The 15680-nt window shown below is 66.3% G+C and carries 18 protein-coding genes; 6 read left to right on the plus strand and 12 right to left on the minus strand.

The genetic code is table 11. The annotated features are described in order from the left end of the window. Positions 1–46 precede the first annotated feature (46 nt). The 6 genes from gltX to folC are packed head-to-tail and all read right to left on the minus strand — an operon-like array spanning position 47 to position 6945. Positions 47–1435, minus strand: coding sequence for a glutamate--tRNA ligase (gene gltX, locus VARPA_RS21700; RefSeq protein ID WP_013542731.1), 1389 nt, complete (start codon positions 1433–1435; stop codon positions 47–49). 10 nt (positions 1436–1445) lie between these two features. Next, positions 1446–2666 carry an O-succinylhomoserine sulfhydrylase gene (locus VARPA_RS21705; RefSeq protein ID WP_013542732.1) on the minus strand — a complete coding sequence of 407 codons (1221 nt, stop codon included), beginning with the start codon at positions 2664–2666 and terminating at the stop codon, positions 1446–1448. Positions 2667–2674: 8 nt separating this feature from the next. Continuing rightward, on the minus strand, positions 2675–4180 hold the full coding sequence (gene purF, locus VARPA_RS21710; protein ID WP_013542733.1) for an amidophosphoribosyltransferase: 1506 nt from the start codon (positions 4178–4180) through the stop codon (positions 2675–2677). 11 nt (positions 4181–4191) lie between these two features. Continuing rightward, positions 4192–4677: a CvpA family protein gene (locus VARPA_RS21715; RefSeq protein WP_013542734.1), complete on the minus strand. Its 486-nt coding sequence runs from the start codon at positions 4675–4677 to the stop codon at positions 4192–4194. 18 nt (positions 4678–4695) lie between these two features. Next, a complete protein-coding gene (locus VARPA_RS21720) occupies positions 4696–5577 on the minus strand; it encodes an SPOR domain-containing protein (protein ID WP_013542735.1) in 882 nt (293 codons plus the stop codon). A gap of 60 nt (positions 5578–5637) precedes the next feature. Continuing rightward, positions 5638–6945: a bifunctional tetrahydrofolate synthase/dihydrofolate synthase gene (gene folC / locus VARPA_RS21725; protein ID WP_013542736.1), complete on the minus strand. Its 1308-nt coding sequence runs from the start codon at positions 6943–6945 to the stop codon at positions 5638–5640. A 36-nt stretch (positions 6946–6981) separates the two neighbouring features. Between folC and VARPA_RS21730 the strand changes: the two genes are divergently transcribed. The 4 genes from VARPA_RS21730 (at position 6982) to argG (ending at position 9869) form a co-directional block, all read left to right on the plus strand. After that, positions 6982–7335, plus strand: coding sequence for an ArsC family reductase (locus VARPA_RS21730; RefSeq protein WP_041942991.1), 354 nt, complete (start codon positions 6982–6984; stop codon positions 7333–7335). Positions 7336–7392: 57 nt separating this feature from the next. Next, positions 7393–8061 carry a hypothetical protein gene (locus tag VARPA_RS21735; RefSeq protein WP_013542738.1) on the plus strand — a complete coding sequence of 223 codons (669 nt, stop codon included), beginning with the start codon at positions 7393–7395 and terminating at the stop codon, positions 8059–8061. 124 nt (positions 8062–8185) lie between these two features. Beyond that, entirely contained in the window at positions 8186–8512 is a 327-nt protein-coding gene (locus tag VARPA_RS21740) for a pyrimidine/purine nucleoside phosphorylase (RefSeq protein WP_013542739.1), read from the plus strand. Between the two features lie 13 nt (positions 8513–8525). Then, complete coding sequence (gene argG / locus VARPA_RS21745) at positions 8526–9869, plus strand: argininosuccinate synthase (protein ID WP_013542740.1); 1344 nt, start codon at positions 8526–8528, stop codon at positions 9867–9869. A 64-nt stretch (positions 9870–9933) separates the two neighbouring features. Here the strand turns inward: argG and VARPA_RS21750 are convergent, their stop codons facing one another. Beyond that, a complete protein-coding gene (locus VARPA_RS21750) occupies positions 9934–10767 on the minus strand; it encodes a glycine-rich domain-containing protein (protein WP_013542741.1) in 834 nt (277 codons plus the stop codon). A gap of 11 nt (positions 10768–10778) precedes the next feature. Continuing rightward, on the minus strand, positions 10779–11831 hold the full coding sequence (gene murB, locus VARPA_RS21755) for a UDP-N-acetylmuramate dehydrogenase (protein ID WP_013542742.1): 1053 nt from the start codon (positions 11829–11831) through the stop codon (positions 10779–10781). 45 nt (positions 11832–11876) lie between these two features. On the opposite strand from murB, the gene VARPA_RS21760 reads away from it, so the two are divergent. Continuing rightward, entirely contained in the window at positions 11877–12362 is a 486-nt protein-coding gene (locus VARPA_RS21760) for a YajQ family cyclic di-GMP-binding protein (RefSeq protein ID WP_013542743.1), read from the plus strand. A gap of 7 nt (positions 12363–12369) precedes the next feature. After that, the gene (locus VARPA_RS21765; protein WP_013542744.1) at positions 12370–13020 is read left to right on the plus strand and encodes a retropepsin-like aspartic protease family protein; all 651 of its coding nucleotides are present in this window, start codon (positions 12370–12372) and stop codon (positions 13018–13020) included. A 6-nt stretch (positions 13021–13026) separates the two neighbouring features. Here the strand turns inward: VARPA_RS21765 and VARPA_RS21770 are convergent, their stop codons facing one another. The 4 genes from VARPA_RS21770 to VARPA_RS21785 all read right to left on the minus strand — a co-directional run bounded on the left by VARPA_RS21770 (position 13027) and on the right by VARPA_RS21785 (position 15659). Continuing rightward, entirely contained in the window at positions 13027–13380 is a 354-nt protein-coding gene (locus VARPA_RS21770; RefSeq protein WP_013542745.1) for a RidA family protein, read from the minus strand. 8 nt (positions 13381–13388) lie between these two features. Further along, a complete protein-coding gene (gene plsY, locus VARPA_RS21775; protein ID WP_013542746.1) occupies positions 13389–14024 on the minus strand; it encodes a glycerol-3-phosphate 1-O-acyltransferase PlsY in 636 nt (211 codons plus the stop codon). A 73-nt stretch (positions 14025–14097) separates the two neighbouring features. After that, positions 14098–14601: an aminoacyl-tRNA deacylase gene (locus VARPA_RS21780; protein WP_013542747.1), complete on the minus strand. Its 504-nt coding sequence runs from the start codon at positions 14599–14601 to the stop codon at positions 14098–14100. Next, positions 14598–15659 (minus strand): aldo/keto reductase, encoded by a 1062-nt coding sequence (locus tag VARPA_RS21785; RefSeq protein WP_013542748.1) that lies wholly within the window; start codon positions 15657–15659, stop codon positions 14598–14600. The genes VARPA_RS21780 and VARPA_RS21785 overlap by 4 nt, the downstream gene beginning before the upstream one ends. Positions 15660–15680 lie beyond the last annotated feature (21 nt).

The raw sequence follows: 15680 nt of genomic DNA on the forward strand, positions 1-15680 counted from the left end.
GAATTACCGTGTGTCGGTGTCGAGCCTCAAATTATAGACCGAAAAATCAGGCCCTTTTCAAACGCTCCACAACTTTTTCGCGAGAAAAGATGGCGAGCACCGAATCGAGGGATGGCGTCTGCGGTGTTCCCATCACGAGGACGCGAACCGGCATGGCCAACACGGGCATTTTCACAGAATGCGCGGCCAGAACTTCCTTGATGGCCGCGGCGATCGAAACTTTTTCCCACGTCACGTCCGCGAGCTTCTCGGCGAGTGCTGCGATGACAGGCTTCACCGCATCGGTGACGTGCTGCGCGAGATCGGCGTCGCTCGGCGTCACGTCCGCGTAGAACGCCGCGGCCCAGTCGGCCAGCGCGACGGTGGTTTCGCAGCGATCCTTGAAGAGCGCGCAGATGGCGACGAGCCGGTCGTCCGCCTCGATGCCGCGCTTCTTCAGTTGCGCGGCCACGAGCGGCGCGAGCTCCGCATCGGCCTTCGCCTTGATGTACTGCGCGTTCACCCACGCGAGCTTCGCCGCATCCCATTGCGCGGGGCTCTTGGAAAGGTGCGAACCGTCGAACCAGCTCACCATCTGCTCGCGCGTGAAGAGTTCGTCGTCGCCATGGCTCCAGCCCAGGCGCGCGAGGTAGTTCAGCATCGCTTCGGGCAGGTAGCCGTTCTCTTCATAGGCAGTGACGCTCACCGCGCCGCGGCGCTTCGAGAGCTTCTGCCCGTCGTCGCCCAGGATCACCGGCACGTGGCCGAACTGAGGAAGCGGTGCGCCCAGCGCGCGGAAGATGTTGATCTGCCACGGCGTGTTGTTGATGTGCTCGTCGCCGCGGAACACGTGCGTGATGTTCATGTCCCAGTCGTCGACCACCACCGCGAAGTTGTAGGTGGGCACACCGTCGGGCCGCAGGATGATGAGGTCGTCGATCTCGCGGTTGTTGATGGTGATCTCGCCCTTGACCAGGTCGTTCCAGGTCACGTCGCCTTCGGGCGGATTGCAGAAGCGCACCACCGGCGGCACGCCTTCGGGCACGGGCGGCAGCACCTTGCCCGGCTCGGGGCGCCAGCGGCGGTCGTACAGCGTCTTTTCGCCGCGCGCGCGTTGCGCCTCGCGCATCTCGTCGAGCTCGGCGGGCGTGCAGTAGCAGTGATAGGCCGTACCGGCCGCGAGCATCTGCGCGATGACTTCGCGGTAGCGCTCCAGCCGCTGCATCTGGTAGATCGGGCCTTCGTCGTAGTCGAGGCCGAGCCAGTGCATCGACGCAAGGATCTGGTCGGTCGAGTCCTGCGTGGAGCGGGCCACGTCGGTGTCCTCGATGCGCAGCACGAATTCGCCGCCGTGGTGGCGCGCGTAGGCCCACGAATAGAGCGCGGTGCGGGCCGTGCCCAGGTGAAGGAAGCCGGTGGGAGACGGAGCGATGCGGGTGCGAACTTTGCCGGTCATGAAACTCGATTCAGGAATTCAGGGTGCTCAGGCCGCGCGAAAGGTCGGCCGTGATGTCGTCGATGTATTCGAGGCCGACCGCAACGCGGATCAGGCCCTGGCTGATGCCAGCCGCCTGGCGTTGCACTTCGGTAAGGCGGCCGTGCGAGGTCGTGCCGGGGTGCGTGACGATGGTCTTGGTGTCGCCCAGGTTGGTGGCAATGCTCACCACGCGCGTGCTGTTGATCACATGGAAGGCATTGGCGCGCGCCGCTTCCGGCGTGTCGCCGACCACGTCGAACGACACCACCGCCCCGCCCTGCCCCGACTGCTGGCGCATCGCGAGCTCGTGCTGCCCATGCGAAGCGAGACCGGGGTAATAGACGCGCGCGACGCCCGGCTGTTGCTCTAGCCACTGCGCCACGGCCAATGCATTCGCGCACTGCGCCTTCATGCGGATGCCGAGCGTTTCAAGGCCCTTCAGCACGACCCATGCATTGAACGGCGACAGCGCCATGCCGGCGGTGCGCACGATCGGGCCGAACACATCGACGATGAGCTTCGACGGACCGCAGATCGCGCCCGCCATCACGCGGCCCTGCCCGTCGAGATACTTGGTGCCCGAATGAATGATGAGGTCGGCGCCGAGTTCGGCCGGCCGCTGCAGCACCGGCGTGCAGAAGCAGTTGTCGACCGCGAGCAGCGCGCCCGCGCCATGGGCCAGCTCGGCGAGTGTCTTGATGTCGCAGACTTCCGTCAGCGGATTGGTCGGCGTCTCGGCGAACAGCAGCTTGGTGTTCGGCTTGATCGCCGCACGCCACTCGGCCACGTCGGTCTGCGAGACGAAGGTGGTCTCGACGCCGAACTTCGCGAACTCCTTGCCGAACAGGTTCAGCGTCGAGCCGAACACCGAGCGCGAACAGATCACATGGTCACCGGCCTTCAGCAGGCCCATGCACATCATGAGGATCGCGCCCATGCCGGTGGACGCGCCGATGGCCGCTTCGGTGCCTTCGAGCGCGGCCAGGCGCTGCTCGAAACTGGTCACGGTCGGGTTGGAGGTGCGCGAGTAGGTAAAGCCCTGCTCGGTGCCGGCGAAGCGGCGTGCCGAGGTTTCGGCGTCGGGCTGCACGAAGCCGCTGGTCAGGAACAGCGCTTCGGAATGTTCGCCATGCTGGCTGGGCGCCAGCCCGGTGCGCAGCGCGAGCGTGTCGCGGTGCAGTCCGGGCGGCAGGGTTCGTTCGTCGGTCACTTCAGCTCTCACTCGCTGTGGTTGGGGAGCGCGAGGCGCGAAGAATCCTCTTCGGTCTCTTCGATGCGCGGGCGGTTGCCGTTCATGCGCGAGATGGCGTCGGTGTCGATGTCGCCCGTCACGTACACACCGTCGAAGCACGAGGCGTCGAAGCCGTCGAGCTTGGTGTTGAGCGAACCGATGGCGCGCTTCATGGCATCGACGTCCTGGTAGATCAGCGCGTCGCAGCCGATCAGTTCGCGGATTTCGTCGACGGTGCGGTCGTGCGCGACCAGCTCGTCCTTGGTCGGCATGTCGATGCCGTAGACGTTGGGGTAGCGCACCGGGGGCGCAGCGCTGGCCAGGTACACCTTGCGGGCACCGGCATCGCGCGCCATCTGGACGATTTCGCGGCTGGTGGTGCCGCGCACGATGGAGTCGTCGACCAGCAGCACGTTGCGGCCCTTGAACTCGCTCGCGATCACGTTGAGCTTCTGGCGCACCGACTTCTTGCGCACGCCCTGCCCCGGCATGATGAAAGTGCGGCCGACGTAGCGGTTCTTCACGAAGCCTTCGCGGTACGGCACACCCAGCAGATGCGCGAGTTGCGTGGCGCTCGGGCGGCTGGATTCGGGGATCGGGATGATCACGTCGATCTGGTTCGGCGGCACGGTCGAGACCACGCGCTTGGCCAGCGTCTCGCCCAGGTTCAGGCGCGCCTGGTAGACCGAGATGCCGTCGAGCACCGAGTCCGGACGCGCGAGATACACGAATTCGAAGATGCACGGGTTCAGCGTGGGCGCCTCGGCGCACTGCATCGAATGGACCTTGCCTTCCAGGTCGATGAACACCGCTTCGCCCGGGTTGATGTTGCGCTCGAACACATGACCCGAGCCTTCGAGCGCGACAGATTCACTGGCCACCATGACGGTGCCGTCTTTCTCGTTGCGGCCCATGCACAGCGGGCGAATGCCGTACGGATCGCGAAAGGCGAGCAGGCCGTGGCCGGCGATCAGCGAGACCACGGCGTACGAGCCGCGCAGGCGCTTGTGCATGTTCTTGACCGCGGCGAACACTTCTGCCGGATGCAGCGGCACGCCGCGCGACGAGCGCTCCAGTTCGTGCGCGAGCACGTTGAGCAGCACTTCGGAGTCGCTCTCGGTGTTGGTGTGGCGATGGTCGGTGGAGAACAGTTCCGAGCGCAGCGCGTGCGCGTTCGTGAGGTTGCCGTTGTGCACGAGCACGATGCCGAAGGGCGCGTTCACGTAGAAGGGCTGCGCCTCTTCCTCGCTGTAGGCATTTCCGGCGGTCGGGTAGCGGACCTGGCCCAGGCCTACATTGCCCGGCAGCCCGCGCATGTTGCGGGTGCGGAACACGTCGCGCACCATGCCCTTGGCCTTGTGCATGAAGAACTTGCGTTCCAGCAAGGTCACGATGCCGGCCGCGTCCTGGCCGCGATGCTGCAGGAGCAGCAGCGCGTCATAGAGCAACTGGTTGACGGGTGCGTTGCTGACAACGCCGACGATTCCACACATGAGCGATTCCTTCAGGGCAGGTAGCTTGCCAACTTTTCAGGCAGCGCGGGTTTCAGGCCCTGCAATGCCGCATCGAGAACACCGGCACTGAGCGAGTCGCGCCACCAGGCACTGTCGCTCAACACCAGCAAATGAACAATGACTGCCAGCACGAGCAGGGCCACTGCGCCCCGCGCCGCACCGAAGGCAGCTCCCAAAATCCGGTCCACGGGCCGAAGGCCCACCACGGTGATCAGCTTGCGCGTGAGGGCCGCAACGAGCCCCACACCGAACGCCACTCCCACGAACACCAGCACGAAGGCCAACGGATAACGCCACGTCGCCTGCGGCTCGCCGAACGGCAGCCACGCCGCCACATCGGAAGCCAGCCACTGGGCGGCGATGAATGCAGCCACCCAACCCGCCAGCGAAATCACTTCGAACACCAGCCCCCGCATGAGGCCGAACAGCATCGACACCACGATGAGCGTGACGGCGATCCAGTCGAGCAGGGCCACGGCAACAGGCGCCTGCGTTTACAACGTGAGGATCGCGGCCGGCAAAGACAAGCCCTTGACCTTTTCCGCGGCCTTGTCCGCTTCGGCACGCGACGCGAAGGGGCCGACACGCACACGCGTGCGCTCGCCATCGGCCGTCTTGGCAACGTGAACGTAGGTCTTGAGGCCGGCGCGCTCCAGCTTCTGCCGGACTTCGCGCGCCTTGTCGGCATCGGCGAAGGCGCCGACTTGCACGATGAAGCGGCCGGCAGCCTCGTCGGCGGCGGCAGGCTTGGGCGTGGCGCTGATGGGCTTGCCTTCGAGCAAGGCCCGGGCGCGTGCACCATCGTCCGCCGAGGCAGCGGGCTTGGGCTCCGGCTTCGGCTTGGCCTCGGGTTTCGGTTCAGGCTTTGGCTTGGGTTCCGGCTTGACTTCGGCCTTGGGTTCCGGCTTTGGCTTGACCTCCGGCTTCGGCTCGGGTTTTGGCTCGGGCTTGGGTTTGGTCTCGACGGCAGGCGGCGTGCTGGCCACCGGCTTGCCGGAGTCGATCACCGTGCCGTCGGCGGTCTCGGTGATCATGCCGCCGGCCGAGGAGGCGGCCGCCACGCGGGAACTGCTTTCGGGTGCGGTCGGTGCGCTGCTCGTCGCAGGAGGCGTTGCAGGTGCGGCGGGCACCGGCAGCGGCTTGATCTTGTTGCGGTCCGGAATCTCGATGGGGATGTCGACCGACACGGGGCGCGGCTGGGTGTCGAACAGCAGCGGGAATCCGATCACGCCCAGCAGCACCAGCACCGCGGCGCCGAGCAGCCGGTGGCGCGCGCGCCGACGCATGGTTTCGACACTTTCCGCAGGGACGGCCGCCGGGGCGCTGCGTCCTTCGTTGCCTTGTGGGCCGCGCGTGCGGAACTTGAAAAACGCCATGAAGTTCGATCCCTGAAGGAGTGCAGCGAGGTGATGCCAGATGGTGCGGAGACCTGTCGGTCAGCCGCCCGGCGACAGGTGTTTGGCTTGCAGCCGGGGGGTGCCGTTTTCGAGCACGCCACCCACGGTGAAGAACGATCCGAAGACCACGATTCTATCAGCGGGGTCTGCGTGCTCGATGGCCGCGCGCAACGCGTCCATGGGGCTTGCGTGCACGCTCGCGGAGGCGTCGGCGCGGGTGTTCTGCGCCTGCCAGGCGGCCTGCAGATCGGCACCCTTGGCGGCCCGTGCGGTCGGCAGGTCGGTGAAGTACCAGCGGTCGATCAGCGGGCCGATGCGCGCCAGGATCGGCGCGAGGTCCTTGTCGGCCATGATGCCGAACACGCCGTGCGTCGTGGGAAAGAAACCCATCGCATCGAGGTTCTCGGCGAGCGCCGCGACCGCGTGTGCGTTGTGCGCCACATCGAGCACCAGCGCGGGCTCGCCCGGCACGATCTGGAAGCGCCCCGGCAACTCGACCATCGCGAGACCGTTGCGCACCGCTTGCGCCGTGATCGGCAATTGCGGACGCAGCGCCTCGAGCGCCGCGAGCACGCCCGCGGCATTGATGAGCTGGTTGGCGCCACGCAGCGCCGGATAGGCCAGCCCGCTGTAGCGCCGCCCGCGGCCCGACCAGCCCCACTGCTGCTTGTCGCCCGACACGTTGAAGTCGGCCCCGAAGCGCCAGAGGTCGGCGCCGATGGCGTTCGCATGATCGATCACGCTCTGCGGCGGCATCGGATCGCTCACGATGGCCGGCTTGCCGGCGCGCAGGACGCCGGCCTTCTCGAAGCCGATGCTTTCGCGGTCGGGGCCGAGATAGTCCATGTGGTCCAGGTCGATGCTGGTGATGACCGCGCAGTCCGCATCGATGATGTTGACCGCGTCGAGCCGGCCGCCGAGGCCGACTTCGAGGATCGCCACATCGGGCTTTTCCTCGATCATCCGGTGCAGGATGCCGAGGGTGGTGAACTCGAAGTAGGTCAGCGCCATGTCGCCGCGCGCCTTTTCCACCACTTCGAAGCTTGCTATCAGTTTGGAAGCATCGACCGATTCGCCCTTCAGCCGCAGCCGCTCCTCGAAGTGCACAAGGTGCGGGGAGGTGAACACGGCGGTGCGGTAGCCCGCATGCGTGAGGATCGACTCGAGCATCGCGCAGGTCGAGCCCTTGCCGTTGGTGCCGGCCACCGTGATGACGGGGCAGCCGAATTTCAGGCCGAGGCGCCCGGCCATCTCCTTGGCGCGGTCGAGGCCCAGTTCGATGTTCTTGGGATGGAGTTGCTCGGCGCGCGCGAGCCAGTCGTTAAGGGTTTCCATGGAGGCCGGCATTGTCGCCGACCCGCCGGGCGCGGCATCATGGCGGCCATGACAACCCTATACGGCATCCCGAACTGCGACACCGTCAAGCGCGCCCGCGCCTGGCTCGACGAACACAACGTGGCCTACACCTTCCACGATTTCAAGAAACAGGGCGTGCCCGAGGCCGAGCTCGACCAGTGGCTGAAGAAGCCCGGCTGGGAGGCGCTGGTCAACCGCCGCGGCACCACCTGGCGCAAGCTGGACGAAGCCACCCAGAACAGCGTGGTCGATGCCGCCTCGGCCCGCGCCGTGCTGCTGGCCAACCCGAGCCTGATCAAGCGGCCGGTGGTCAACTGGGGCGCGAAAACCGGCGTTACGACGGGATTCGACGCCGCAAGCTGGGCTGTGAACGCCGTGTAAACCCCGGAACCCCGCCTCGCCGGCCGGCCTCCAAACCCGATCTGCAGGAGAGACACCATGAACAGACACGTTTTTCGCACCCTCGCGGGGCTTTCGGTGGTCGGGCTGTTGACCACGGGCGCAGGCATCGCGCAGGCCCAGCAAGTGGTCCAGGCCCGGGTCATTTCTGCCACGCCGATCCGCGAAACGACCGGCAGCGACGTCAGCTACAACGTCACCTACGAATACCAGGGTCGCCAGTACACGACCCGCACCACCAGCCGGCCGGGCGCGACCATTCCGGTCCAGGCCAGCGCCTACGGCGTGACCACTTCGGGTGCGACCACCGCGCCCGTGCAGCCGCAATCGCAGTTGCAGCCCTATCCGGTCGAGGCGAATAACAACAGCCAGCCATACCAGCAGCAGTATCAGTATCAGCAAGACCCGCAGTCGCAGCAGCAATACCAGGGCCAGGGCAGCGGTTCGCCCTGGGACAGCGTCGTGCCCGAACCCGGCGTGGTGGTGTCCAACGCGCCCGCGCCGGTCTACGTGCAGCCGGCGCCGGTGTATGCGCCGCCCGTGTACGTGCAGCCCGCCTACACCTACCCGTACGCACAGCCCTACGTGTACCCGCCGGTGGGCATCTCGCTGAACCTGGGCTATTCGCGCGGCTGGGGCGGCGGCTACTACGGGCGGGGCTACGGGTATCGCGGCTACGGCGGTTACCGCGGCGGCTGGCATCGCTGAGAAGGTGTGAGCGGCTGGGGCCTGGGCAAGCCCCTAAAATCGAGGACTTTTCCAACCCCTGAGGGGTGCGCCGCCTGCGCGGTGCGTCCTCGAATGCCGACCGCCCGCGCGCCGGCGCCACCCAATGACGACGACTACCGACACTCTGAACAGCGCCGCAGTGGCCACCAAGGCCAATGTGTACTTCGACGGCAAATGCGTGAGCCACAGCCTCACGCTCGCGGACGGCACCAAGAAATCGGTCGGCGTGATCCTGCCGTCCACCCTCACCTTCAACACCGGCGCGCCTGAAATCATGGAAGGCACTGCCGGCAGCTGCGAATACCTGCTCGCAGGCACCAGCGAATGGGTCGCCTCCGGTCCGGGCCAGAAGTTCAACGTGCCGGCCAATTCCAGCTTCCAGATCCGGGTGACCGGCGAGCCCTACAGCTACATCTGCCATTTCGGCTGAACCGGGACCTGACATGTCGACCATTCTCCAAAACGTTCCCGCCGGCCAGAAGGTCGGCATTGCCTTCTCCGGCGGCCTGGACACCAGCGCGGCGCTGCACTGGATGCGCAACAAGGGCGCGATTCCCTACGCCTACACCGCCAACCTCGGCCAGCCCGATGAGCCCGACTACGACGAGATCCCCCGCAAGGCGATGCTCTACGGCGCCGAGAACGCCCGCCTGATCGACTGCCGCGTGCAGCTGGCCAACGAAGGCATCGCCGCGCTGCAGGCCGGCGCCTTCCACGTCACCACCGCGGGCGTCACCTACTTCAACACCACACCGCTCGGCCGCGCGGTCACCGGCACCATGCTGGTGTCGGCCATGAAGGAAGACGACGTCAACATCTGGGGCGACGGCAGCACCTACAAGGGCAACGACATCGAGCGCTTCTATCGCTACGGCCTGCTCACCAATCCTGCGCTCAAGATCTACAAGCCCTGGCTCGACCAGGTCTTCATCGACGAACTCGGCGGCCGCAAGGAGATGTCGGAGTTCATGCAGAAGGCCGGCTTCGCCTACAAGATGTCGTCCGAGAAGGCCTACTCGACCGACTCGAACATGCTGGGCGCCACGCACGAGGCCAAAGACCTCGAGCACCTGAACAGCGGCATGCAGATCGTGCAGCCCATCATGGGCGTCGCGTTCTGGAAGGACGAAGTCGAGGTCAAGCGCGAAACCGTCTCGGTGCGCTTCGAAGAAGGCGTGCCGGTCGCGCTGAACGGCGTGGCCTACCCGAACATGGTCGAGCTGATCCTGGAAGCCAACCGCATCGGCGGACGCCACGGCCTGGGCATGAGCGACCAGATCGAGAACCGCATCATCGAAGCCAAGAGCCGCGGCATCTACGAGGCCCCGGGCCTCGCGCTGCTGTTCATCGCCTATGAACGCCTGGTCACCGGCATCCACAACGAAGACACGATCGAGCAGTACCGCGACCACGGCCGCAAGCTCGGCCGCCTGCTCTATCAGGGCCGTTGGTTCGATCCGCAGGCGATCATGCTGCGCGAGACGGCCCAGCGCTGGGTGGCGCGCGCCATCACCGGCGAAGTGACGGTCGAGCTGCGCCGCGGCAACGACTACTCGATCCTGAACACCGAGTCGCCCAACCTCACCTACAAGCCCGAGCGCCTGAGCATGGAAAAGGTCGAGGGCGCCTTTACGCCGCTGGACCGCATTGGCCAGCTGACGATGCGCAACCTGGACATCATCGACACGCGCGAGAAGCTGGCGATCTACACCCGCACCGGGCTGCTGTCGTCGAGCCAGGGCGCCTCGCTGCCGAAGCTGGCGAACGACGACGAGAGCACCAAGTAAGCCGAACGCGCTTCAATGACGAACGGGCCCGATGGGCCCGTTTCTCTTTGGCGTGTCGCGTCGGTCAGTCGCCGCCTCCGCCGCAGCCCCCTCCGCAACCGCCACCGCTGTCACCGCCGCCGGAGTCCCCGCTTCCCCCACCATCGCCGCTGCTGCTCGATTCGCTGCCGCCGAAACCACCGGCATCACCCGAGCTGCCGCCGTCCGACGAGGACTCGCCGAATTCGCTGCCGCACTGCGAGGTCGAGCCGTTGTGCCGGTCGACCGCCTTGCAATCGGGCACGTACTCGAAGCCGCCCGGAATCGCGAACTTGATGTCCAGCGCGAACAGAAGCGGCAGGCGCGCGGGCTTGCGCGGATCGATGCTTTCTTCCTTGCACGCCCAGTACCAGGTTCGGCGCAGGCCGTCGTTGCGCTTGGGGTCCTTGCCCAGCACCTCGGCCGGGCTGTGGTGCAGCATGCCGCCGAAGGCTGCCTTGCACCAGTTCTGGTAGCCCTGCGTGTGCAGGATGAACTCGTGCCAGGCGGTGTCGACCACCTTGGAGGGCATGGCGACGAACTTGCGGTCGCTGCGCAGGTGCGCCATGAAGAACTGGCGCAGGCCCCGCAGCACCAGTTCGGCGTCGCGGCGGCTCAGTTGCGGATGGGCTTCGCGTAGCTTGCCGATCAGGAAGGGCGGCAGTCGCGCTTCACGAATGAACTGGCGGCGCAAGCTCACTTCGATGCGGCTCAGGAGCGCCGCGAAACAGAAGGCTGCGATGAACAGCAGCGCCGATCCCCACCAACGCGCCGGCACTAGGAACACCGAGGCAATGCCAGCCACGATGACGATCCGCTGCGCCCACACCAGCGCGGCGATGCGCCGGCGGTAATTCAGGTGCAGGAAGTCGAGATCCATTGATTACTTTGTCAGACCACCACCGGCTCGGGCTCCAGCCGGATGCCGAAGCGCTCGTACACGCTGGTCTGGATCGCCTTGGCCAGCGTCATCACCTCGCCGCCGGTCACCGGGTTCTCGCTGCCGCCGCGGTTGACCAGCACCAGCGCCTGCCGCTCGTACACGCCGGCATTGCCGACCGACTTGCCCTTCCAGCCGCACGCGTCGATGAGCCAGCCGGCCGCCAGCTTGATGCTGCCGTCGGCCATCGGGTAGTGAACGATCTTGGGGTCGCGCGCAATGATGTCGGCGCACTGCTCGGGCGTGACGGTCGGGTTCTTGAAGAAGCTGCCGGCGTTGCCCAGCACGCGCCAGTCGGGCAGCTTGGCGCGGCGGATGGCGCAGACCCAATCGAAGATGTCGACGGCGCTCGGCGTAAAGTTGCCGGTTTCTTCCATCTTGCGTTCGAGGTCGAGGTAGCCGACCACTGCCTTCCAGGGCTTGGGCAGCCGGAAGCGCACGCGGGTGATGAGCGCGCGGCCCGCAAGGCCGAAGTCGTTGGGGCCGCTGCGCACATGCTTGAACACCGAATCGCGGTAGCCGAAGGCGCACTGGGCGGCATCGAGCGTGAAGCTGCGGCCGGTGTCCAGGTCGATGGCGTCTAGCGATTCGAAGCGGTCCTGCAACTCGACGCCGTAGGCGCCGATGTTTTGCACGGGAGCGCCGCCCACGGTGCCCGGGATCAGCGCCAGGTTTTCGAGGCCGGGATAGCCGTTGCGCACCATCCATTCGACCGCGTCATGCCAGATCTCGCCCGCGCCGGCTTCCACGATCCAGGCCCGCGGCGTCTCTTCGACCAGCCGCAGACCCTTGATTTCCACCTTGAGCACCAGCGGCTTGACGTCGCCGGTCAGCACGATGTTGCTGCCGCCGCCCAGCACGAAACGGGGGGCGCCCTGCCAGTCGGGGCCGGCCAGAAGCTCGGCGATATCGGCCTCGTCCGTGATGCGCGCCAGGCGCTGCGCGCGCGCGACGATGCCGAAACTGTTGTACGGCTGCAGGGGGACGTTGTGCTCCACGATCATGGGAGAATTGTCGCATTCAGCACCCGCAAGAATTCAGGAGAGCCCATGCCGTCTTTCGATACCGTCTGCGAGCCCAATTTGCCCGAAGTGAAGAACGCGGTCGAGAACACCGCCAAGGAAATCGCGACGCGCTTCGACTTCAAGGGCACCGCCGCCGCCGTCGACCTCAAGGACAAGGAAATCACCATGATCGGTGACGCCGAGTTCCAGCTCGTGCAGGTCGAGGACATCCTTCGCAGCAAGCTCACCAAGCGCAGCGTCGATGTACGCTTTCTCGACAAGGGCGACGTCCAGAAGATGGGCGGCGACAAGGTCAAGCAGGTCATCAAGGTCAAGAGCGGCATCGAAAGCGAGCAGGCCAAGAAGATCACCCGCATCGTCAAGGACAGCAAGCTCAAGGTGCAGGCCGCGATCCAGGGCGACGCCGTGCGCATCACCGGCGCCAAGCGCGACGACCTGCAGGCCGCCATGGCGCTGATCAAGAAGGACGTGCCGGACATGCCCCTGTCGTTCAACAACTTCCGCGACTGATCTCCTCATGAAACCCCTCGCCCTTGCGACGGCAGCGTGTCTTCTGGCTGCCGTTGCGGTGGCGCATGCTGCAAGCTCGGTGATGCTCACCGGCACCATCGGCAGCCGCGCGATCCTGATCGTGAACGGCGCACCGCCCAAGACCGTGGCGGTCGGCGAGAGTTTCCAGGGGGTCAAGCTCGTGTCGCTGCAGGCCGAGCAGGCGGTGGTCGAGCTCGAAGGCAAGCGCGTCAACCTGCGCATGGACACGCCGGTGAGCATCGGCGGCGGTGGCGGTTCAGGCGGTGGCGGCAACCGCATCGTGTTGTCGCCCGACAGCCGCGGCCACTACATGACACAGGGCGCCATCAACGGCCGCGCCGTCACGTTCATGCTCGACACGGGCGCCACCTCGATCGCGCTCTCGGCCGCCGATGCCGAGCGCATCGGCCTGGACTACAGCAAGGGCCAGCGCATCCAGATGAACACCGCCAACGGTGTGTCTCAGGGCTACAAACTGCGCGTGCAGTCGGTGCGTGTGGGCGATGTGGAGGTGTACGACATCGATGCTGTCGTCTCGCAGCAGCCGATGCCCTTCGTGCTGCTGGGCAACAGCTTCATCAACCGCTTCTCCATGCGCCGAGACGCGGACCAGATGGTCCTGGAAAAGCGGTACTGAATAACGTCAGGCCGCAGCAGCGGTAACGACGATCTCGATCTTGTAGGCCGCATTGGCCATCTTGGCCTGCACCGTCGCGCGCGGCGGCGTGTTGCCGGCCGGAATCCACGCATCCCACACCTCGTTCATCGCCGTGATGTCGGTGATGTCGGCCAGGAAGATCTGCGTCATGAGAATGCGCGACTTGTCGCTGCCGGCCTCGGCCAGCAGGCGGTCGACCATGGCGAGCACCTGCGCGGTCTGGCCGCGGATGTCCTGCGTGGTGTCGTCTGGCACCTGACCGGCGAGGTAGATGGTGCCGTTGTGCACGGCCGTCTCCGAGAGACGCGGGCCGACGTGAAAGCGGGTGATGTTTGCCATGGTGTTGTTCAAGCCTTTTTCTTCGAGCCGAGTTTCGACTCCGTGCCGGCCGCGAGCCGGCGGATGTTTTCGCGGTGCCGCCAGACCAGCAGCAGACTCATGATGATGATCGCGATCAGCACCGCGCGGTCGAGCGGCCATGCAATGTTGCCGCCCAGCAGGTAATAGGCCGGCGCAAAGAAGGCCGCCACCAGCGACGACAGCGACGAGTAACGGAAGAAGACCGCGATGATCAGCCAGGTCGCGCCGGTCGCGAGCCCCAGCCAGGGCGCGATGCCCACCAGCACGCCCGCCGCGGTCGCCACGCCCTTGCCGCCCTGGAAGCCGAAGAACACCGGGTACAGGTGGCCGAGGAAGGCCGCGAGGCCCGCCACGGCGGCCACGCCATCGCCCAGGCCCCACTGCGCGCCGTAGTGGCGGATCAAAAACACCGGCAGCCAGCCCTTGACCGCATCCAGCACCAGCGTGGCCAGCGCCGCGCCCTTGTTGCCCGAGCGCAGCACGTTCGTGGCGCCCGGGTTGCCACTGCCGTAGCTGCGCGGATCGGCCATGCCGAGCGACTTGCTCACGATGACCGCGAACGACAGCGAGCCGATCAGGTACGAAGCCACGATGGCAATGAGGGACGGCAGGTGAAAGCTCAAGGCAGCGCTCCGCGGGGAAATGGTTGTTCTTTTTTGTCGAAGGGCGCCATCGTGGGCCGACGCGCCGCGGCGGCTATTCTGCCAGCGCGCACTGCACCGGCTTGGCCCCCAGCAGCGCCACGCACACCTGCGGATCGATGCCGACGAGGTAGCCGCGCCGTCCGCCGTTGAGCACGATCTTCGGCAGTTCGAGGATGGTCGACTCGATGTACACCGGCATCTCGCGCCGCGTGCCAAAGGGCGAGGTGCCGCCTACCATGTAGCCGCTGTGGCGCTGCGCCACCTCGGGCTTGCAGGGCTCGACCGACTTGGCGCCGATCTGCCGCGCGAGGTTCTTGGTCGACACCGTGCGGTTGCCGTGCATCAGCACGATGAGCGGCCTGGCGTCCTGGTCCTGCATCACCAGCGTCTTGATGACCGTGAACGGATCGAGCCCCAGCATCTCGGCGCCGCGCTGCGCGCCGCCGTGCTCCATGTACTCGTACGGATGCTCGGTGAAGGCGACCTTGTTCGCCCGCAGCAGTTGCGTCGCGGGCGTTTCGGAAACGTGGACCTTCTTCACCTTCTGGTCTTTCACGCCGCCGGGTCCCGGATGTCCCAGCGGATCTTGTCGATCTCGGCCAGGATTTCCGGCGACAGCGTGGTGCCGTAGGCATCGATGTCCTCGTCGAGCTGCTCGAGCGTGCGCACGCCGATGATCGTGCTCGCCACCTGCCACTTGGTGTAGCAGAAGGCCAGCGCGAGCTGCGTGGGCGTCAGGCCGTTGTCGCGCGCGAGCTGGTTGTACAGGCGCGCGGCCTTCAGCGCATCGGGCCGGCCCCAGCGCAGCTTGCGCACCGACTCGTAGCGCGTGATGCGCGCTTCGGCGGGCGCGTCGGGCCCTGTGATGCCGCTCTGGTCGTACTTGCCGGTGAGGAGGCCATAGGCCAACGGCGAGTAGGCCAGCAGCGACACGCCCAGCCGGTGCATCGTTTCGTCCAGCCCGTTTTCCACGCCGCGGCTCGCGAGGTTGTAGACGTTCTGCACCGTCGCCACGCGCGGCAGGCCGTGCTGCTCGGCCAACCGAACGAACTCGTGCACGCCGTAGGGCGTTTCGTTCGACAGGCCGATCGCGCGGATCTTGCCGGCATTCACCAGCTTGCCGAAGGTCTCCAACTGCTCGTGGATCGGCGTCTGCGTGACTTCCTTGGCCGGGTCGTAGTAGATGTTGCCGAAGGCCGGCACGTGGCGCTCGGGCCAGTGGATCTGGTAGAGGTCGATCGTGTCGGTCTTCAGGCGCTTCAAGCTCGCATCGCACGAGGCCACGATGTCGGCGGCCGTCATGCCCACGCCTTCGCGCACCCAGGGCGTGTTGCGCAGCGGGCCCGCGACCTTGGTGGCCAGCACCAGCTTCTGGCGCGCGCCGGGGTTGGCGGCGAACCAGTTGCCGATGATGGTTTCGGTGACGCTGTAGGTTTCCTCGCGGGTGGGCACCGAGTACATCTCGGCGGTGTCGATGAAGTCGACGCCGCGTTCCAGAGAACGGCTCAGGATGGCGTGGGCGGTGGGTTCGTCCACCTGCTCGCCGAAAGTCATGGTGCCGAGGCAGATCGGGGTGACGTGCAGGTCGCTCTGACCGAGTTGGATCTTTTTCATGCGCGGGATGCTACCGCCCTC

The sequence above is a fragment of the Variovorax paradoxus EPS genome (assembly GCF_000184745.1).
GTDB classification, from domain to species: Bacteria; Pseudomonadota; Gammaproteobacteria; order Burkholderiales; family Burkholderiaceae_C; genus Variovorax; species Variovorax paradoxus_C.

What these genes read in the sequence shown, in the direction of transcription:
- VARPA_RS21740 (WP_013542739.1), top strand. Translation starts at nt 8,186, where the DNA reads ATGACGACGACTACCGACACTCTGAACAGCGCCGCAGTGGCCACCAAG.
- folC (WP_013542736.1), bottom strand. Translation starts at nt 6,945, where the DNA reads ATGCCGGCCTCCATGGAAACCCTTAACGACTGGCTCGCGCGCGCCGAG.
- gltX (WP_013542731.1), bottom strand. Translation starts at nt 1,435, where the DNA reads ATGACCGGCAAAGTTCGCACCCGCATCGCTCCGTCTCCCACCGGCTTC.
- VARPA_RS21785 (WP_013542748.1), bottom strand. Translation starts at nt 15,659, where the DNA reads ATGAAAAAGATCCAACTCGGTCAGAGCGACCTGCACGTCACCCCGATC.
- VARPA_RS21720 (WP_013542735.1), bottom strand. Translation starts at nt 5,577, where the DNA reads ATGGCGTTTTTCAAGTTCCGCACGCGCGGCCCACAAGGCAACGAAGGA.
- VARPA_RS21765 (WP_013542744.1), top strand. Translation starts at nt 12,370, where the DNA reads ATGAAACCCCTCGCCCTTGCGACGGCAGCGTGTCTTCTGGCTGCCGTT.
- VARPA_RS21750 (WP_013542741.1), bottom strand. Translation starts at nt 10,767, where the DNA reads ATGGATCTCGACTTCCTGCACCTGAATTACCGCCGGCGCATCGCCGCG.
- VARPA_RS21730 (WP_041942991.1), top strand. Translation starts at nt 6,982, where the DNA reads ATGACAACCCTATACGGCATCCCGAACTGCGACACCGTCAAGCGCGCC.
- argG (WP_013542740.1), top strand. Translation starts at nt 8,526, where the DNA reads ATGTCGACCATTCTCCAAAACGTTCCCGCCGGCCAGAAGGTCGGCATT.
- VARPA_RS21770 (WP_013542745.1), bottom strand. Translation starts at nt 13,380, where the DNA reads ATGGCAAACATCACCCGCTTTCACGTCGGCCCGCGTCTCTCGGAGACG.
- VARPA_RS21735 (WP_013542738.1), top strand. Translation starts at nt 7,393, where the DNA reads ATGAACAGACACGTTTTTCGCACCCTCGCGGGGCTTTCGGTGGTCGGG.
- purF (WP_013542733.1), bottom strand. Translation starts at nt 4,180, where the DNA reads ATGTGTGGAATCGTCGGCGTTGTCAGCAACGCACCCGTCAACCAGTTG.
- VARPA_RS21760 (WP_013542743.1), top strand. Translation starts at nt 11,877, where the DNA reads ATGCCGTCTTTCGATACCGTCTGCGAGCCCAATTTGCCCGAAGTGAAG.
- murB (WP_013542742.1), bottom strand. Translation starts at nt 11,831, where the DNA reads ATGATCGTGGAGCACAACGTCCCCCTGCAGCCGTACAACAGTTTCGGC.